The following is an 18,148-nucleotide window of genomic DNA, read 5'->3' as shown; positions in this document are numbered from 1 at the left end:
GGAGTGGCGAGATGGGTGGTTTGATGATCAGCGGCGGCCGGATCGCCGCTGTCGGCACCGGCCTCGGCGGCGCCGAGCGGCAGATCGACGCGACCGGCCTCGTGGTGGCGCCCGGCTTCATCGATCTGCACGCGCACGGCCAGACCATTCCGGCCGATCGCATGCAGGCCTTCGACGGCGTGACGACGTCGCTCGACCTCGAGGCCGGCGTGCTGCCGGTTGCGTCCTGGTACAAGCGCCAGGCCGAGAAGGGCCGGGTGCTGAACTACGGCGCCGCCGCCAACTGGGCGTTCGCGCGGATCGGCGCGATGACCGGCTCGAATTCGGAGAGCTCGCTGGAATCGTTCGGCGCAGCGATGCGCGATCGCCGCTGGATCGAGAACGTGGCGACCGAGGGCGAGGTCGGCGGCATCCTCGAGCGTCTTGCCAACGGACTGAACGAAGGCGGCATCGGCATCGGCATTCTCAACGCCTATGCGCCGGGCGCCGGCGTGCAGGAATTGACCGCGGTATGTCAGCTCGCGGCCGCGCATGCGGTACCGACCTTCACCCACGTCGCCTACATGTCCCGGATCGATCCCGAGAGCGCGGCCGAGGCCTATATCCGCCTGATCGGCTATGCCGGCGCCACCGGCGCGCATATGCACATCTGCCACTTCAACTCGTCGAGCAAGACCGATATCGAACGCTGTGTAGCGCTGATCGCAAAAGCGCAGGCGCAGGGCCTGCCGATAACGGTGGAGGCCTATCCCTACGGCACCGGTTCGACCGTGCTGGCGGCGACCTTCTTCAGCGATCCCAAATTCGAGGAGCGCAACGGCCTCGGCTACGATTCGGTGCAGCGCGTGACCGACGGTCACCGCTTCGGCAGCCGCGAGGAGCTGCTGGCGGCGCAGGCCGAAGAACCCTCCACGCTGGTGCTGTGGCATGTGCTCGATATCGAGAACAATCAGCATCATCGCGACCTGCTCGACATGGCGGTGCTGTATCCGGGCGGCGCGATCGCGTCCGACGCGATGCCGTGGACGCTGTCGGACGGCCGCCCCTACACCGGCGACGCCTGGCCGCTGCCCGATGATGCCACCTCGCATCCGCGCTCGGCCGGCTGCTTCACCCGTTTCATCCGCGAATGGGTGCGCGAGCGCAAGAAGGTGTCGCTGCTCGAGGGCATCCGCAAATGCGCGCTGATCCCGGCGGAAATCCTGTCCGCAAGCACGCCGGCGATGCGCGCCAAGGGCAGGTTGCAGGCCGGCGCTGACGCCGATGTCGTGGTGTTCGACCTCGAGACCTTGAGCGACCGCGCGACCTTCACCACGATGAACCGCCCGGCGGAGGGCGTGCGGCAACTCGTGGTCAGCGGTCAGCCGCTGATCAACGACGGCGTCCTCGATGTCGCGGCACGGCCGGGCCGGCCGGTGCGCCGGCCGGTCGCTGGAGGCTGACGTGCCGGTCCCGATCCTGCTGGTCGCGGGTTTTCTCGGGGCGGGCAAGACCACCGTCGTGAACCATCTGCTGGCGCATGCGGAAGGGCGGCGCATCGCCGCGGTGGTGAACGATTTCGGCGCCGTCAACATCGATGCGGAGCTGATCGCCGGCGCCAGCGATGGCGTGGTGAGCCTGAGCAATGGCTGCATCTGTTGCACGCTCGAGGGCGATCTGCTGCGCACGCTCGCAACCTTGCTGCGGCGTGATCCGCGTCCTGAGTTCATCGTGATCGAGACCAGCGGGATCGCCGATCCCGCTGACATCGTGCGCAACCTGATGGACCCCGTGGTCTGGAAGGAAGCGCCGCTGGAGACCGTGCTGTGCGTGGTCGACGCGACGCAGCCTGTGGCCGCGCTGGACGATGCGCTGCTGCGGTCGCAACTGCGGGCGGCCGATGTGGTGGCACTGAGCAAGGTCGATCTGGCTGATGCCACCGTGCGCGCCGCGATCCGCGGTGCCGTGCGCGCGGTACGGCCGGCGGCGGTTGTTGTCGATGCACTGCATGGCGAGGTGTCGGCAGAATTACTGTTTCCGGCGGATCTCGATCATTTGCCGGCGCCGCGTGAGACCATGCCGCGACGGCCCACGTCCGACCGGTTCGAAACCCTGAGCTGGACGTCCAAGCGGCCGGTGCGGTTGCCGCGCTTGCAGCAGGCGATCGGCAGGCTGGCGCCGAAGCTCGCGCGATCGAAGGGATTGTTCGAGACGGTGGAGCAGCCGGGGCGGCTGACGGTGTTTCAACTCGCCGGCGGACGCGCGACCTTGGCTGCGGCGGCGTGCCGTCGCCTGGCGTGCCGCGCACGCGGATCGTGTTCATCGCCGAGATGGGTGCGCTCTCGTGGGCGGAGATCGATGAGGTGATGCAGGGATGTGTCGAAGCCGAGTGATGCGAACTTACGTTTCCCCGTCATCCTGAGGAGCCGCGAAGCGGCGTCTCGAAGGATCGACGGCCACGAGCCGGGCCGTGCATCCTTCGAGACGCGCGTGCCGCGCTCCTCAGGATGACGTGTTAACTCTCCGCGTCAGTCGTAGATGTGGCTGTGTCATCGCTGCAGCACCGTCCCGCAAAGCATGCGCGTGACCATCACATCGAATTGACAGCCCATCCCGCACCACCTATCGTTTTTGCCGACGGTTCCCTTCGGGGATCAAAAGGGAATGCGGTGCGAGGGTAACCCCAATGCCGCAGCTGTCCCCGCAACTGTAAACGGCGAGCCTTTCGTCAATTTGCCACTGGGCCATTCGGTCCGGGAAGGCGTCGACAGGCGACGACCCGTGAGCCAGGAGACCTGCCGTCAGTCGTGGTCACACGCGAGCACATCGGGCGGGGGCGTCCTGGTGCGATCGGAGCACTGCCTTTTGGGCAATGCGCCAGTCCGCGTTCGCGGTGACGTGCCACGTTACCGCGAGTCCTTTCATGTCTCCGTCTTCTCCCGTTGCGCGCCGCTGGCGCCTCGGCCTCGTTTGCTCCTTGTCATCGCTGCTGCTGCCGGCTGAAGGTGGAGCACAAACACCGCCACCAGCCAGGCTCGATCCGATCGAGGTCTCGCCCTCGGCATCAGCAAAGCCCAAGCCCGCGGCGCGAAGCAGCAACTCGGCGTCGTCGTCGCGGCCACGCTCCAGACCCGCACTGGCCGCGGCAACCGGCAACACGCCGCGCGCCGCGGCGTCTGGCGCTTCGGGGTCGGCATCGCCGACGCTCAACGCCACCAAGCCGGGGAGCACCGGCAGCCGTCTGAATCTAACGCCGTTGCAGACGCCCGCCAGCGTCGAGATCATCACGTCGCAGACCATCGCCGAACGCGGCCAGCATAATGTCACCGACGCCGTCACCCAGGACGCAGCCGGATTCACCGCAACGCCCGCTCCCGGCAATGGCGGCCTGTCGTTCAGCACCCGCGGCTTCGCCGGCAGCAATTCGGTGATGACGCTGTATGACGGCACGCGCTTCTACATCGGCTCGGGAACCCTGACGTTCCCGTACGATACCTGGTCGGCGCAACGTATCGAGGTGCTGCGCGGCCCGGCCTCGGTGCTGTACGGCGAAGGCGCAATCGGCGGCGTCATCAACGTGATTCCGAAAAAGCCGCTGGGCACGCCCTACAACGAAGCCGAGGTCTCGCTCGACAGCAACATGACGCGGCGGCTCTCGGTCGACAGCACCGGTCCGATCAATCCCAATGTATCCTACCGCATCAATGCCACCGGCAACATGTCGGACGGCTGGGTCGATCGCGACAAGACCTCGAACGCGGTGGTCTCCGCCGCGGTGCGGGTGCAGGCGTCCGAAAATTTCGCCTTCACGCTCTCCGAGGATTATGGCGACCGCAGCCCGTCGCGCTATTTCGGCACGCCGCTGATCAACGGCGCGATCCAGGACGCGCTGCGCTTCAAGAATTACAACGCGTCAGATAGCACGATCCGCTATCAGGACAGCTGGACCCAGTTCAAGACCGAGTGGGACGTCGCCGACGGCATCAAGATCAACAATACGCTGTATTACCTGACCAGCGAGCGGCACTGGCGCGACATCGAGAGCTATACCTGGAATCCGAAGACCAACTTGATCGATCGCGGCAACTATATCGAGATCTTCCACGACCAGAAGCAGGCCGGCAACCGGATGGACGCGACCTTCAGCGGCCACATCCTCGGCCTCGAGAGCCGCTTCGTCGCAGGATTCGACGTTAACCACATCGACTTCACCCACACCAATAACTCGCCGTTTGGCGGCGCGTCGTCAGTCAACCCCTACGTCTTCGATCCAGGATCGTTCTTCGCGACGACGACCGCGACATCGCCCGGCTTCAATGCGATCGTCAATCAATACGCGCTGTTTGCGGAGGATCGTCTGTCGCTGACTGATCAATTGTCGCTCGTCACCGGCGTCAGGTACGATCGCCCCGAGGTCGACCGCACCGACTATCGGACGCCGTCAAACAGTTTCGACGTCGCGCTCTCGGGCACCAGCTGGCGCACCGGGGTAGTCTATGAACCGATCAGGAACCTCGCGTTCTATGGTCAGTATGCGGTCGGCGTCGATCCGGTTGGCAATCTGATCTCGCTGTCGGCCACGCAAAAGACCTTCCAGCTCGCCACCGGCAAGCAGACCGAGATCGGGGTCAAGCAGTCGTTCCTGGGCGGACGCGGCGAGTGGACGCTGGCGGGCTATCAGATCGTCAAGAACAATTTGCTCGTTGCCGATCCGAACAACCCCGCAGGCCTCGCATTGCAGGTCGGCCAGCAATCATCGCGCGGCGTCGAGGCATCGGTCGGACTGGCGTTGGACTATGGCTGGCGTATCGACGCCAATGTCGCGCTGCTACAGGCGAAGTACGACAACAACAGCCAGCTGGTGGGTGGAAAGCTCGTCAGCTATGCCGGCAACGTTCCGATCAACGTACCGCAGCAGGTGTCGAACATCTGGTTGACCTGGGACTTCGCATCCAACTGGTCGGTCTATGGCGGCGTCCAGATCGTCGGCCAGATGTACTCCGACCTTGCCAACACCCAGTTGCGGCCGGGCTACAATGTGGTCAATGGCGGTGTCAGGTGGAAGCCGGATGAGCGCACCACGGTCGCGTTCCGCGTCTACAATCTGTTCGACAAGGTCTACGCGGTGACGTCGCCCTATGCCGGGCAGTGGCTGCTGGGCATGCCGCGCACCGCGGAACTCTCCGTCAACGTGAAGTTCTGACGATGCGCAACGCTCTGATCCGGCGAGGGCGGCGATGGCTCTATGTCGTCCATCGCTGGATCGGCATCGCGACCTGCCTCTTGTTCGCGATGTGGTTCATCTCAGGCCTCGTTATGATGTACGTGGCCTTTCCGCGCCTCACCGACAGCGAGCGCCTGGCCGCGCTCCCGTTCATTTCGTGGGGCAAGGTGCAGATCGCGCCTGACCGCGCGATGGCGATCGCAGGCTTGGAGCAATATCCGCGCGATCTGCGGCTGTCGATGATGGCCGATGTTCCGGTCTATCGCGTAGCCGGCTGGAAGGGAGCCGCCGTCACCATTTCGGCGATCGACGGCAGCGTGATCGACCGGATCGCACCGGACCAGGCGCTGGCCATCGCTGGTCATCACCCGAAAGCGGTGCGTCCGCAGTTGCTCGACACGGTGACGCGCGATCAATGGTCGGTCACTGCGCGTTTCGACCCGTTGCGGCCGCTCTATCTGATCGGCCTCGGCGACGCTGACGGGACCGAGCTCTACGTCTCCGCGCGCAGCGGCGAGATCGCGCTCGACACCACGCGGCGGGAGCGGGTCTGGAACTGGCTCGGCTCGATCCCGCACTGGATCTATCCGACCGTGCTGCGCAAGGACGGCCCGTTGTGGCGAGACGTGGTGCTGTGGATCTCGGGCGTGTGCCTCGTGGTCGCGGTCACCGGCTTCTGGATCGGCATTCTACGGCTTCGATTGATGCGTCGCTACGCAAGCGGCGCCATCTCGCCGTACCGCGGCTGGATGGCCTGGCATCACATCGCCGGGCTGATCGGCGGCATCTGCGTTTTCACCTGGGTGTTCAGCGGCTGGCTGTCGCTCAATCCCGGCGGCGCGTTCTCCGGCCGCGGCGTCACCAGGGAGATCGTGGTCGGCTACAGCGGCCATGACGCGCCCGACATCGCCACCGGCTTCCAGTCGTCGCCGTCCGTGCCGGCCGTGGAGGCGCGCTTCGTCTGGATCGGCGGACACAAGCTGATGATGCTCGATGACAGCAATGGCCGTCGCAGCCTCGCCGATCCCGCCACCGGCGCGCCCGCGTCTCTCTCGCGTGACGAGATCATCGCAGCCGCCCGGCGCGCGGTGCCCGGAGCTGCCATGAACTCGGTCCAACAGCTCGATGAACCCGACGCCTATTGGTACACGCTGCACAACGCGCGCGAACTCCCCGTGCTGCGGACCGGCTTTGATGATCCCGCGCAAACCTGGCTGCACATCTCTCCGGTCACTGGCGAAATTCTCGACCGCAGCGACGACAGTCGCCGCTCCTATCGCTGGTTGTTCAACGCGCTGCACAACCTGGATTTCCCGCTGCTGCTGCGCATCTCTCCCGCACGCGACGTCGTGGTGTGGCTGCTGTCAGCGGTTGGCACGATCGTCTCGATCAGCGGCATCGTGATCGGCTGGCGCCGGCTGCGGCGGCCGGTGCGAAGGAGACGCGTGTCCGCGATCCCTGTGCGGACGCCGTGATCGCGGCAGCTACTTGACGGTCAGGTGCACGTTCGGCGCCGGCGGGCCGGGGACCCATCCCAATGCAAACCGCTGGCCGGCGATGATCTCATTGCGCGAGAGTTTTGATGCGACCGCATCACGGAAGCGGAGATAGGCGTCGCGCTGCCGTCCGTTCGTGCGGGCGGCCGCCAGATTGAGCCATTTGTAGGCCAGCACGTAATCGTTCGGAACGCCGTGGCCCTTGTCGTACATCAGGCCAAGCATGGCCTGCGCGAACGGGTCGCCCTGCACGGCGCCACGATAGTAGAGATCGGCGGCGGCGTCATAGGCCTGCGGCACGCCAAAACCGTGCTCATACATGAAGCCGAGCAGGCCGAGCGCGCGCGCATTGCCGCGCTCGGCGGCCGGCGCGAGCTCCCGAGACGCCCTGACATAGTCGCCGCGATTAAAGGCGGCGGTTCCGCGCGCAAGGCTGTCGGCGCTCGCGACGGATGCGGTCATCGCCCAAAGCGCGACCGCAAGTGTAGCGCAGAGGCGGGTTCGCAGCGCGGGCATGCGGAGCATCCTGTTGCCCGGCTCAGTGGAAGCTGGTGGTGATCGGCGCATTGGTCGATGTCGTGGCGATGCTGCCGCGCAGTTTCGATCGAAGCTCCTCGGCGACGACCTGGGCGTCGGTACCGTTGCGGATGATCTGCGGGCGGATGAAGATGATCAGCTCGGTGCGCTGGGTGCCGTTGCTCTGATGCCCGAAGGCGTCGCCAAGGCCAGGAATCTGGTCGAGCACGGGAAGCGCATTGCGGTTGCCGCTCTGCTGCTCGCTGATCAGGCCCGCCAGCAGCACGGTCTGGCCATTGGCGACCGCGATCTGGCTCTTGACCCGCCGCTCCGACACTGTAGTCGTCAGGTTTACCGAGCTGCTTTGGGGAACGTTGCTGATCTCCTGCTCGACATCGAGCCGCACGGTGCCGTTCACGCTAACGCGTGGCGAGACCTTCAGGATGATGCCGGTGTTGCGATAGTCGATGGTGTTGACCACCGTGTTGCTCGTGGTCAGCACCGTCGCGCTTCCGGTCGAGACCGGGACGACGTCGCCGACCTGCAGCGTCGCGACCTGGTTGTTGATCACGACCAGCGAGGGATTGGACAGCACCTTGACGCTGGTGACGGCATGCAGCGCGTCCAGGATCAGGCTCGGCTGCGTCGCGGAGCCGATCAGGAAGTTGAAGCCCGGAAAGCTCTGGTTGATGAAAGCATTGGTGAGCGAGCCCGCCACCGAGACCGCGCCGGTGGTTGCGTCGGTGGTGGTCGCGGGCGCGCTGGTGGCCTGGGTGCCAAGGATCGAGCCGGTGTTCGGCTTCAGGCCGAGGTTTTGGCTGGTGAGATAGGTCTGCACGCCGTAGGACAGGGTGTTGTTCAGCGTGACTTCGGCGATCGTCGCGTCGATGGCGACCTGGAGCTGTGGCTCGTCGATTTGCAGCAGCGTCGACTCGATGATGCGGTAGTTGGCCTGGTCGGCATAGATCAGGAGATTGTTGTTCACGACATCGGGCGTGATGCGGACGTCCTGCAGCACGGGCTGGCCGTTGCCGCCGCTGGCGCCGCGTCCGGCATCCAGCGCGGCATTGTTACCCTGGCCCGCATTGGGATTGTTGGCTTGCCCACCGGCGCCAAATCCCTGGCCCAGGCCTTGGCCCGTCGCACCTGTCCCCGACGTGCCGCGGGATGCGAAGCCGCCCATGCTCGAATTCGAGCCGTTGTTGTTGTTGAGCGACAGACGATCGGCGACGCTTGACGTCGACGAGGTGCCGGAGCCCGGCGCGAGCTGGCTGTCGGCACTGTCGAGCAAATTGCCTGAGGAGCCGCCGAGGAACATGTCGGTCAGGACCCGCGCGATCTGGCGCGCATCGCCATACTTGACGCGGTAGACATGGACCGTGGTTCGCGCGGTGTCGTTGCGGTCGAGCCGCTTGATCCAGGTCGCGGCCGTGTGCAGCATGTCCGGCTTCTTGGTCACGACCAGCACCGCATTGAGGCGTGCGATCGGCATGAATTTGATCACGTTCTGGCTGAGGCCGTTCTCGCCGGAATCGACGATCTTCTCCAGCTCGGCAATCACGGGCGCGGGCGAGCCGCTCGAGATCGGGAAGATGCCGACCGATTGGCCGCGCATCCAGTCGACGTCGAAGCTGAGCACGGTGTCGACAGCGGTGCGGCGCTCGGCCCCGGTGCCCTGGATCAGCAGAAGATTCCGCGTGGTGTCGGCGCGGATTGCGCCCGCCCTGGTGGCAAAACTGTCGGTCAGCTTCAGCAGGGTCTGGGCCGACACATATTGCAGGGGAACCACCGAGACGCCGAAACCGGGCTCGGGATTGGCTGCCGCGGCATCGATGCGGCCGCCGCCGACGGCGTCGCCAAGCGGCGTCAGGCGATAGCCCGCGGTATCCTTGAGCAGCACGACGCCGCTCAGGCGCAGCGCGTTTTCAAGCACGAACACCATGTCGGATTTCGGCACCGGGCGGACCGACACCAGGCTCACCGTGCCCTGCACCCGTGGGTCGATAGTGTAGCCGACATGCAGGATATCGCCGAGCACGACCTTGGCGACGGTCGCCACCGGCGTGCTCTCGAAATTCAGATCGAAACCATTGCCATTCGCCGTCGGCTGCGGCCGCGCGTCGGCGACGGCCGTCACGTCGCTGCCTTCATACATCGACGCGCGGACGTTCCCGCCCTGGTTGCCGGGTGTCGCCGCGAGTGCGCTCACCGGTTGCGGCTGGCGCGGCAGCAGATCCAGCGAGCGCACCTTGTCGGTGACGTCGAGCTGCGACGCATCCACGCTCTCGCCGACCGTCGCGGAATTGCAGGACGCCAGCAACCCCAGCGACGTCAAGACGAAAATGGCTGTCAGGCCGCCACGGATCGTCGGGCAGCGGCCCACTGTGCCTACGCGTTGCATGAAGGCCCTTCGCTACTTGCTGGCTGATATTTCGATGGCTTGCGACGATCGGTCCTGCCCCGGAGGACTCTTAGCGAGCGTTCATGACAGAAATAAATTGGTTACATGATTGTCGTTCGCGACCTGCATCGTGTCGTGCCAAAATTTGTGCAGCCGGCGCGTTGCTTGTGTCCGCGATGCCACCTCAAAGTTTCTTGAGCGCGGCGGACGATGTGACTTCGCACAGCTGTCACACTTCGGGTCGATAACCGCGCAGTTAACGGGAGCCGAACGGCGCCAGCGGCTCGGCGCGAGCTGATCCAGGATAGCGTGGCGGGATAAGAGAATGGCCAACGACCTGTCCGTTCGGTTTGTGGATTATCTCCGTCAGAACAATCACCTTGCGCCGACCGATGGGCCGGCCGAGCGGACCGGGCAGGGCGCCGACCACCGGCAACTGAAGCTGTGGGAGGTCACCAGTCTTTCGCCTGTCGAATTCGCCGACGAAGCCGCGCGCTTCTTCGCGCTGGGCCGCCTGACGCTCCAGGAAATGACCTCGGCCGAGCCGCTGGTCGGGTCGTTCTCGCCGCGTTTCCTGCGCGAGACCATGGTCTATCCGTGCCGGGAAGCCGATGGAACCGCTGTTCTTGCGGTGGTCGATCCCACCGATCAGGCGACGCAGCGGGCGGCGCAGATTGTGCTCGGCGCCGGGATAACAGTGAAAGTGGCATCGTCGGAAGACGTCGCCATCGTGCTGAACAACCGCGCCAGTGCCGAGGAGGACGAGGCCACCGAACTGACGGCGGCGCTGCCCCGCGAAGACGACATCGAGAGCCTGCGCGATCTCGCCAGCGGCGCGCCGGTGGTGCGCGCGGTTAACGATCTGATCGAGAAGGCGGTCGAGCTTCGCGCCAGCGACATCCATATCGAGCCGTTTGCCGCCGGCCTGATGGTCCGGTTGCGGATCGATGGCCTGCTGCGGCCGGTCGCGGCGTTGTCCGGCGTGCTGCCCCAGGCCGTGGTCTCCCGCATCAAGATCATCGCCAATCTCAATATTGCCGAGCGTCGCCTGCCGCAGGACGGCGCGGCGCGGCTGCGGGCCGGGCGGACCGACATCGATATCCGCGTCGCGATCATGCCGATGCAGCATGGCGAATCCGCCGTCATCCGTATCCTGCCCAAGGATCGCGGCCTGCTGGTCGTGGAAAAGCTCGGCTTCTCGCAGGCTGATGAGGCCAAGCTGCGGCGGCTCTTGAAGCTGCCGCATGGCATGATCGTGATCACGGGACCGACCGGCAGCGGCAAGACCACGACGCTGGCGACGATCCTGTCGATCCTCAACGAGCCCAGCCGCAAGATTCTCACGATCGAGGACCCGGTCGAATACGAGATCCCCGGCGTCAACCAGTCCCAGGTCAAGCCTGCGATCGGTCTGACCTTCGCCACCGCCTTGCGCTCCTTCGTTCGTCAGGACCCCGACGTCATCATGGTCGGTGAAATCCGGGATACCGAGACCGCGCATGTCGCGGTGCATGCGGCGCTGACCGGGCATCTGGTGCTGACGACCCTGCACACCGAGACGGCGGCGGCCGCGGTGCCGCGCCTGCTCGACCTCGGGGTCGAGGGCTATCTGCTCCGCTCGGTGCTGCGCGGCGTGATCGCGCAACGCCTGGTCCGGCAATTGTGCGAGCGCTGCAAGACGGCGCGGCCGCTGGCATCGGCTGATTTCACCGAGGACCCCCGGCTTGCGGCGATTGGATTGCGGGCCGGCGAGATTGTTCACGAGCCATGCGGCTGCGAACGCTGCGGCGGAACCGGCTATCGCGGCCGCCTCGGCGCATTCGAGCTGCTCGAACTGTCGAATGAATTGCGCGAACTGATCGGGGAGCGAACCGACGGGTTGAAGATCGATACGATGGCGATCCGGGCGGGCATGACCACGATGCTCGATGACGGGGTTGCCAAATGCCGCGCCGGGTTGACCTCGCCCGCCGAGATCCTCCGCGTTGCGACGGTGCGGTGACGTCGTGCCAAATTATCGCTATCGCGCGTTGACCCAGACCGGCGAGATCGTGAACGGCACGATCGCCGCCCCGACTGCGGCCGAGGTGGCGCGGCGGATCGAATATCTCAAGCTGCTGCCGATCGAAACCACCGAGGACAAGCGCGCGTCCGGCGCTGGCGGCGGCCGCAGCCTGTTCGGCGGGCCGAGCGCCGCCGAGGTCACCACGTTCACGCGCGATCTTGCGCTTCTGCTCAAGGCCGGCGCGCGTCTCGACGATGCCCTGGAGCTGCTGTCCGGCGATGCCGATGTCGGCCGGATGCGTCCGGTGGTGGCAAAAATTCGCGCGGCCCTGCTCACCGGCGAGAGTTTTGCCGATGCGGTGGCGGATCATCCGACCTTGTTCCAGCCGATGTACATCGCCCTGGTCCGGGTCGGGGAAATCTCCGGCACGCTGGATTCCGTGCTGGAGATGCTGGGGACCGAGCGCGCGCGCTCCGAGCAGATGCGGCGCAAGCTGACTGACGCCATGCAGTATCCGGCCTTCGTGCTGGTCGCGGCATCCGGCGTGATGCTGTTCTTCCTGCTGTTCGTGCTGCCGCAATTCTCGACCGTGCTGGGCGATTTCGGCGGCAAGTCGGATACGGCGCTCGCCAGCTTCATCGCGGTATCGGATTTCCTCCGCGCCAATGCCACGGCGGCAAGCCTGATCAGTGCGGCCACGATCGCGCTCGCATGGTGGCTGCTGCGGCAGGCGCGCGTCCGTGGGGCGCTCGTCAACGCGATCTCGCGGGTGCCTGGCATCAGCAGCGCCTTCCAGTTCTATCGCGCCAGCCTGTTCTGCCGCAATCTCGGCGTCCTGCTTGGCAGCGGCGTCAACCTCACGGCTGCGCTGCGCATCCTCGTAGACATCATGGCGGTGACCGGGAGCGAGGCGAACTGGACCGCCGCCGCCGACCGCGTCCGCCATGGCGGAAAACTGTCGGAAGCGCTCTCCGTCGCGGACAGCCTGCCGCCGATGGCGGTGCGCATGCTGCGGCTCGGTGAAGAGACCGGGCAGCTGCCGGTGCTGGCCGGGCGGGTCGCGGAATTCTACGAAGCAAAATTGCAGCGCAGCCTGGACCGTGTCGTCGGCATTGTCGGTCCGCTGGCCATCATCACGATCAGCACCGTCGTCGGCGGACTGATCGTATCGGTGATGACGGCGCTGCTCTCGGTCACGCAGCTAGTCGGTTAGAGCAGAGGTCATCGGTCATGATATCGCGCAACACCATCATCGGGGCATTTTCCATGCGAGCGGGACGCGCTCGGGCGCGGTCACAAGGGCCGCGGCGTTCAGGGGAGGAGGGCTTCACCCTGGTCGAGATGCTGGTGGTGATCGCGATCATCGGCCTCATCATGGGGCTGATCGGGCCGCGCGTTCTCAACTATCTCAGCGAATCCAAGGTCAAGACAGCGCGTATTCAGCTGCAAAGCTTCTCCAGCGCGCTCGACCTTTTCTATCTCGACGCGGGCCGCTTCCCGTCCACGGCGGAGGGGCTCGCCGCTCTGGTCCGGCGCACGCCGGGCGTTGCTGCCTGGAATGGCCCGTATCTGAAGGGCGGCAACGTTCCGAGCGATCCCTGGAATCACGCCTACATCTATCGCTCGCCGGGTGAACACGGGCCCTATGACATCGTCTCCTATGGATCTGACGGTCAGGAGGGCGGCAGCGGCACCTCCGCCGACATTTCGCTCGAGAAGGCGACAGCCGCCAACAATGAATAACAAGGATGCATGGCGAGCATGAATGACGCGACGCAGCGCGGTTTCACTTTGCTCGAGATGGTGTGCGTGCTCGCCATCATCGCGCTGCTCGCGGCCGTGCTGCTTCCGTTCGTTCCGCACCAGACGTCGCGTTCGCGGTTGCAGGCCTATGCGCTGCAGACCGCGACGCTCTTGAAGGCCGATCGCAATGCCGCCATCGAGCGCAGCACCAGCGTCGCGACGCTGGTCGATGCGGCGAGCCGGGTGATCCACTCGGGCGCATCACGCATGGCGGTGCGAATTCCAGACGATGTGCGGTTCGATGCCGTGCTGCCGCAGCGCTGCCAGCGGCAGGCCGCGTTATCGACCATTCGTTTCTTCGCCAATGGCGGTTCTTGTGGCGGCTCCATCGCGCTGACGCGGCTCGATGCGGGATATGAAGTGCGCGTCAACTGGCTCACCGGAAGGGTTGAAATCGTTGCTCGTGACGTCGCCGCCAACTAACCGCGCTGATGCGGGGTTCACGATCATCGAGGTGCTGGTGGCGCTGGCGCTGGTGGCCGTCTCGATCGTCGCGATCGGCGCCGTCATGGGCGTCAAGACGCGTGGTGTTCGCGCCATGGAGCAGCACGTCGCGCTGATGCAGGCGGCGCGCACCTTGATGACGGTCGGCATCCCGCCCCGCGCCGATTTGCAGCCGGGCTCATCGACCGGGCAGGCGGAGGGCTACCGCTGGACCGTCGACGTCAGTCCGCTCGGTGGTGACTGGACGGTTCCCGAGGGCAACGTGCCCTGGGCTCCGGAGCTGGTGAGAATTCGCGTCAAATCTCCGGGCGGCGCGTTGTCCGACGTCCGTACCGTGCGCCTGATGCCGAGGTCCTCGCAATGACCCCGGCGAACACCGACCAGCGCGCGCATGAGCGCGGCTTCACGCTGATCGAGACCATCGTCGCGCTGGCGCTGATGGGGCTGTTGCTGTCGGCGCTCGCCAGCATCACGGCGCAATGGTTGCCGAGCTGGAACCGGGGGCTCGAGCGGATCCAGCGCAGCGAGCTGATCGGGATCGCGCTGGAACGGATCGGGGCCGACCTCGCTGCAGCGGAGTTCGTTGCCGCCAATCGCGACGCCCACAAGCCGCTGTTCGATGGATCGGAATTGTCGGTGACGTTCGTGCGGACGTCGGTGGGACCGAATGCGGGGCCGGGGCTCGACATTGTGCGGCTTGGCGAGATCAGGGATCGCGGCGAGTTCGTCACGGTGCGTTCGCAGGCGCGGTTTACGCCGCTGGCCGACGGAGTGTCGCTGTCGGAACAGGTGCACCTCGGCAGCCCGGTCGTGCTGCTGCGCGCGCCCTATCGGCTGTCCTTCGCCTATGCCGGTGCGGACCGGGCTTGGAAAAGCGTGTGGCGGGATGCCGACAGACTGCCGGCGATGATTCGCCTGACGGTGCGTGATGCGGCCAGCGAACGGGTGTTGTCGGTGTCGACCATCGCGCCGGTCCATGTCCAGATTCCGAGCGACTGCACCAAGCCGGACGGCAATTGCGGCGACAAGCGCAATTCCGACGGCAACACCGATCAGGGCAAGACGTCTACCGATCAGGGGAAGACGTGATGGGCGCGACCGGTAATAGCGGCCGAACGCCGGCCGATCGCGGCTTCGTCATCGTTGCGGTGCTCTGGATCCTGCTGGCGCTGTCGTCGCTGGCGATCATCTTCTCGGCCTATCTCGCCGCGTCGGCGCGGGCGCTGGCCGCCAGCGACCTGTCGTTACAGACCGAGGCGCTGATGTCGGCCGGAGTAGAGCTCGCCGCTTATCAATTGACGCTGACGGATGAGAAGACGCGGCCGCAGAGCGGGGCTTTTCATTTTGGGCTGGACGATGTCAGCATCGGCGTGACCTTCACGTCGGAGGCGGGCCGCCTCGACCTGAACTACGCATCGAAGGAGATGCTGATTGGCCTGTTCGTCGTGCTCGGCGCCGGCAAGGACGCAGCCGGCGAATACGCCGACCGGATCGTCGGCTGGCGAACCCGGCCCGCGCCGGGCAGCGAGAATGTCGAGGCCGCCCGCTACAATGCGCTTGGCTACTCGCCGCGACAGGGCCTGTTCGTCCACGTCAATGAGCTGGCGCTGGTCGCCGGTATCCCCGAAGCCCTGGTCGACCGCGCGCTGCCGTTTGTCACGGTGTTCAACGGCGGCCCGGATGTCGATCTGAAGATCGCGGCGCCGGAAATCGTCAGGGCGCTGGACAAGGCATCGGGCAACGATCAGGACGGCTTCGGGGCGCGTTCGGCCTCGCCAAACGGCGTCGCGGCCGGAGCGCAGGCGCCGGACTCGCAAAGTGCGGCATCGACGGCGCAGAGCCCATGCTACCGGATCGCGATCTCGATCCGTTTCCGCAACGGCCATCGCACCACGTCCGAGGCGGTGATCGCGCTCGGCGACAAGGTCGAGCCCTATCGTGTGTTGTCCTGGCAGAACGATGTCGAACCGCGAAATCCGGTTCTGCTTCGCGGGAGAGGTTGATGGCAATATTTGCCGAAGCACGACAATGGTTTGAGCGTTGGATCGGCGCGGTCGCGGTCACCGTTGACGGCGTCGCTGATAGGTTCGTGCGCCGGCGTGGCGTCGCGCTCGACGAAAATGCCGACGGCACATTCACCGCCCGTCTCGCGGTGTCGAAGGATGGTTCACCCTCGGTGCCGGTTTCGTTTCGGCTCGATCACGATGCGCCACAGCCAGCGCTACCGGTGGATTGGAAGACGGCGTTCGACGGCAGCCGGATCGAGGTGCGCTTGCGATCGGATCAAATCGTCAGCCGCGTGCTCGATTTCCCGAGCCAGGCTGGCGACTTCCTCGACGGCATGATCCGCGCGCAGGTCGACCGGCTGACACCATGGAGCGCCGCTGACGCGGTGTTCGGCTGGGGCGCGCCGCAGCCGGTCGGCAATGACCGTATTGAAGTCGCATTCAGTGCGACCGCGGCGGCCAAGATCGATCCGTTGATCCGCTTGGCCAGGACGCTGGGCGGCGCCTCCATCGCGGTCTCGGCGCCGGCGGTTGGCGGCGACGGCACGCTGCAGCAGGTGACGCTGCTCGATCGGCCGCTACGGGGTCTTGCCGGACCTGTGGTTCCGCGCCTGTTGCGCATCGGCCTGGTCTCGATGGCCGCCGCAGCCGCAATCTCGCTGCTGCTGAACATCTATCTCGGCGGCTGGCTGCAATCGGAGCAGGAGGATCTCCAGCACCGGATCTCGCAGCGCCGTGCCGCGCTGCGCCTCGATGCCAATGGCGACTCGTCCGGTCTCGGCCTGTTGGCCAAGCGCAAGCAGACGACTCCATCGAGCGTCATGGTTCTGGAAGCGATCTCGCGCGTGCTGCCCGATACCACCTATGTGACCGAGCTGCGGATCGAGGGCAACAAGGTGCAGGTGGTGGGAATGACCCAGGATGCGCCTTCCCTGATCCGGCTGCTGGAGCAGTCGCCGCAATTCACCCGCGCGACGTTCTTCGCGCCGACGACGCGCGCAGCGAACGAGACGGCGGAGCGGTTCCACGTCGAGGCCAACATCACCGCGAATTTTGGGTCCGGCACATGAGCGCAGCATCCCGATCGCTGGCCGCCGTCAGCACCTCGCCACTGGTCGCGACGGCGAGCTATCTCGGCCTTTTCGTGCTTTTGCTCTTTATCGTCATATCGTCGTTGTCTGACATCGCTGGCTTGCGCAGCGATGTTGCGGCCTCGGCCGGAATGCTCGAGCAGCTCGAAGGACGATCCAGGGCGAATACCGCGCCTGGTCAGCCCGCGATGCCAACTGGCTCCGCCTATCTCGAGGGCGCCACCGTCACGGTTGCCGGCGCCACCCTGCTGCAACGCGTGTCGGGCGCCGTGATCAAGGCCGGCGGCAACGTGCTGTCGACGCAGCTCGACGTTCCCAACGCACCGGCCAAGGCCGGCTTCCTCAGCATGGTCGCGAGCTGCGAGATCGAGCAGGCGCAATTGCAGCAGGTGCTCTACGATCTCGAAGCCGGCATGCCATTCCTGTTCATCGACCAATTGGTCGTGCAGCCCGTTGCCGACGAGGCCGCCAAGGGCGCCGATCCCGGCAAGATGCGCGTGCTGCTCGGCGTATCCGGACAATGGCGGGGAGCCAAGTGATGCGACGCTTTGCAGCGATCATCGTGCTCCTGGCCGCGTCGGTTCATGCTGCACCGGCCGCCGTGCCCGACCGGTCCGGCGATGCGCTCGACGCCGGGCTGCTCGATGATACCCGCCTGGGCGGTCCGGTGCTGAGCTCGCCGCCGCCGTCCGAACCTGTAACGTCGGTCCGCGTGGCCCCTTCGCCGGCGCCGACGTCGCGGCCACTCAGCGCAAATCCGCTGTGGGGCATCCCGCTCAAGACGCTGTCCAACACGCGCGACCGGCCGGTGTTCTCGCCGTCGCGGCGGCCGCCGCCCGCCGTCGTTGCGGAACCGGAGGTCAGCAAGCCAGCGCCGACGCCGCCGCGCAAGGTCGCGATCGAGCCGCCGCCGCTGTCGCTGGTCGGCACGATCGCGGGAGATGATGAAAGTTTCGGGATATTTCTCGATCAATCGAACAAGACCGCGCTGCGACTGAAGGTCGGTGACGATTTCCAGGGATGGAAGCTGCGAGCCATCAACGGACGTGAAGTCAGGATGCAGAAGGACGAGCAGGAGGCCGTGCTCACATTGCCCCAGCCCGGCGGTGAGGAGAGCGGCGACGTCCGGCTCGTTCCGGTCAGCACGGAGCGGAAGCCCTTGGCCGCGCGGCGCCAGATGTGA

Annotated in this window: 16 protein-coding genes, 1 pseudogene and 1 riboswitch; of the genes and pseudogenes, 14 read left to right on the top strand and 3 right to left on the bottom strand. The window is 65.8% G+C overall.

The window, feature by feature from the left end; genetic code table 11:
- Positions 1–11 precede the first annotated feature (11 nt).
- Together HAP54_RS06575 and HAP54_RS06570 are read left to right on the top strand one after the other, a co-directional pair.
- The gene (locus HAP54_RS06575) at positions 12–1,442 is read left to right on the top strand and encodes an amidohydrolase family protein (protein WP_166299148.1); all 1,431 of its coding nucleotides are present in this window, start codon (positions 12–14) and stop codon (positions 1,440–1,442) included.
- 1 nt (position 1,443) lies between these two features.
- Positions 1,444–2,372 (top strand): annotated as a pseudogene (locus tag HAP54_RS06570) (CobW family GTP-binding protein).
- A 228-nt stretch (positions 2,373–2,600) separates the two neighbouring features.
- A riboswitch (cobalamin riboswitch) is annotated at positions 2,601–2,796 on the top strand.
- On the opposite strand, the gene HAP54_RS06565 reads toward HAP54_RS06570, so the two are convergent.
- Positions 2,791–3,264, bottom strand: a complete 474-nt coding sequence (locus HAP54_RS06565; RefSeq protein WP_248114262.1) for a hypothetical protein — start codon at positions 3,262–3,264, stop codon at positions 2,791–2,793. It overlaps the preceding riboswitch by 6 nt.
- Between HAP54_RS06565 and HAP54_RS06560 the strand changes: the two genes are divergently transcribed.
- On the top strand, positions 3,236–5,182 hold the full coding sequence (locus HAP54_RS06560; protein WP_248114263.1) for a TonB-dependent receptor: 1,947 nt from the start codon (positions 3,236–3,238) through the stop codon (positions 5,180–5,182). The genes HAP54_RS06565 and HAP54_RS06560 overlap by 29 nt on opposite strands.
- Positions 5,183–5,184: 2 nt before the next feature.
- The gene (locus tag HAP54_RS06555; RefSeq protein ID WP_166299146.1) at positions 5,185–6,678 is read left to right on the top strand and encodes a PepSY domain-containing protein; all 1,494 of its coding nucleotides are present in this window, start codon (positions 5,185–5,187) and stop codon (positions 6,676–6,678) included.
- 9 nt (positions 6,679–6,687) lie between these two features.
- On the opposite strand, the gene HAP54_RS06550 is transcribed toward HAP54_RS06555, so the two are convergent.
- Complete coding sequence (locus HAP54_RS06550; RefSeq protein ID WP_166307501.1) at positions 6,688–7,161, bottom strand: tetratricopeptide repeat protein; 474 nt, start codon at positions 7,159–7,161, stop codon at positions 6,688–6,690.
- A 76-nt stretch (positions 7,162–7,237) separates the two neighbouring features.
- Positions 7,238–9,616, bottom strand: a complete 2,379-nt coding sequence (gene gspD / locus HAP54_RS06545; protein ID WP_166299145.1) for a type II secretion system secretin GspD — start codon at positions 9,614–9,616, stop codon at positions 7,238–7,240.
- A gap of 325 nt (positions 9,617–9,941) precedes the next feature.
- Here gspD and HAP54_RS06540 point away from each other — a divergent pair, with 325 nt between their 5' ends.
- Genes HAP54_RS06540 through HAP54_RS06495 form a run of 10 tightly spaced genes read left to right on the top strand, consistent with a single transcriptional unit; the run spans position 9,942 to position 18,148 of the window.
- Positions 9,942–11,618, top strand: a complete 1,677-nt coding sequence (locus tag HAP54_RS06540) for a GspE/PulE family protein (protein ID WP_166299144.1) — start codon at positions 9,942–9,944, stop codon at positions 11,616–11,618.
- A gap of 4 nt (positions 11,619–11,622) precedes the next feature.
- Positions 11,623–12,834, top strand: coding sequence for a type II secretion system F family protein (locus HAP54_RS06535; protein ID WP_166299143.1), 1,212 nt, complete (start codon positions 11,623–11,625; stop codon positions 12,832–12,834).
- Between the two features lie 53 nt (positions 12,835–12,887).
- Positions 12,888–13,364, top strand: coding sequence for a type II secretion system major pseudopilin GspG (gene gspG / locus HAP54_RS06530; RefSeq protein WP_166307498.1), 477 nt, complete (start codon positions 12,888–12,890; stop codon positions 13,362–13,364).
- An 18-nt stretch (positions 13,365–13,382) separates the two neighbouring features.
- Positions 13,383–13,847 (top strand): type II secretion system protein, encoded by a 465-nt coding sequence (locus HAP54_RS06525; RefSeq protein WP_166299142.1) that lies wholly within the window; start codon positions 13,383–13,385, stop codon positions 13,845–13,847.
- Positions 13,828–14,232 (top strand): prepilin-type N-terminal cleavage/methylation domain-containing protein, encoded by a 405-nt coding sequence (locus HAP54_RS06520; protein ID WP_166307495.1) that lies wholly within the window; start codon positions 13,828–13,830, stop codon positions 14,230–14,232. The genes HAP54_RS06525 and HAP54_RS06520 overlap by 20 nt, the downstream gene beginning before the upstream one ends.
- Complete coding sequence (locus HAP54_RS06515) at positions 14,229–14,957, top strand: PulJ/GspJ family protein (protein ID WP_166299141.1); 729 nt, start codon at positions 14,229–14,231, stop codon at positions 14,955–14,957. Before HAP54_RS06520 ends, HAP54_RS06515 begins: the two co-directional genes overlap by 4 nt.
- The gene (locus HAP54_RS06510) at positions 14,957–15,871 is read left to right on the top strand and encodes a general secretion pathway protein GspK (protein ID WP_166299140.1); all 915 of its coding nucleotides are present in this window, start codon (positions 14,957–14,959) and stop codon (positions 15,869–15,871) included. The genes HAP54_RS06515 and HAP54_RS06510 overlap by 1 nt, the downstream gene beginning before the upstream one ends.
- Entirely contained in the window at positions 15,871–16,944 is a 1,074-nt protein-coding gene (locus tag HAP54_RS06505) for a PilN domain-containing protein (protein WP_166299139.1), read from the top strand. The genes HAP54_RS06510 and HAP54_RS06505 overlap by 1 nt, the downstream gene beginning before the upstream one ends.
- Complete coding sequence (gspM, locus tag HAP54_RS06500; protein ID WP_224741357.1) at positions 16,941–17,504, top strand: type II secretion system protein GspM; 564 nt, start codon at positions 16,941–16,943, stop codon at positions 17,502–17,504. Before HAP54_RS06505 ends, gspM begins: the two co-directional genes overlap by 4 nt.
- Entirely contained in the window at positions 17,504–18,148 is a 645-nt protein-coding gene (locus HAP54_RS06495) for a hypothetical protein (protein ID WP_224741358.1), read from the top strand. Before gspM ends, HAP54_RS06495 begins: the two co-directional genes overlap by 1 nt.

Origin of the sequence: Bradyrhizobium sp. 2S1 (genome assembly GCF_011516625.5) — a bacterium.
Classification (GTDB): Bacteria; Pseudomonadota; Alphaproteobacteria; order Rhizobiales; family Xanthobacteraceae; genus Bradyrhizobium; species Bradyrhizobium septentrionale.
Note: the sequence above shows the minus strand (reverse complement) of the source record. Positions and strands in the feature narration are given on the sequence as shown.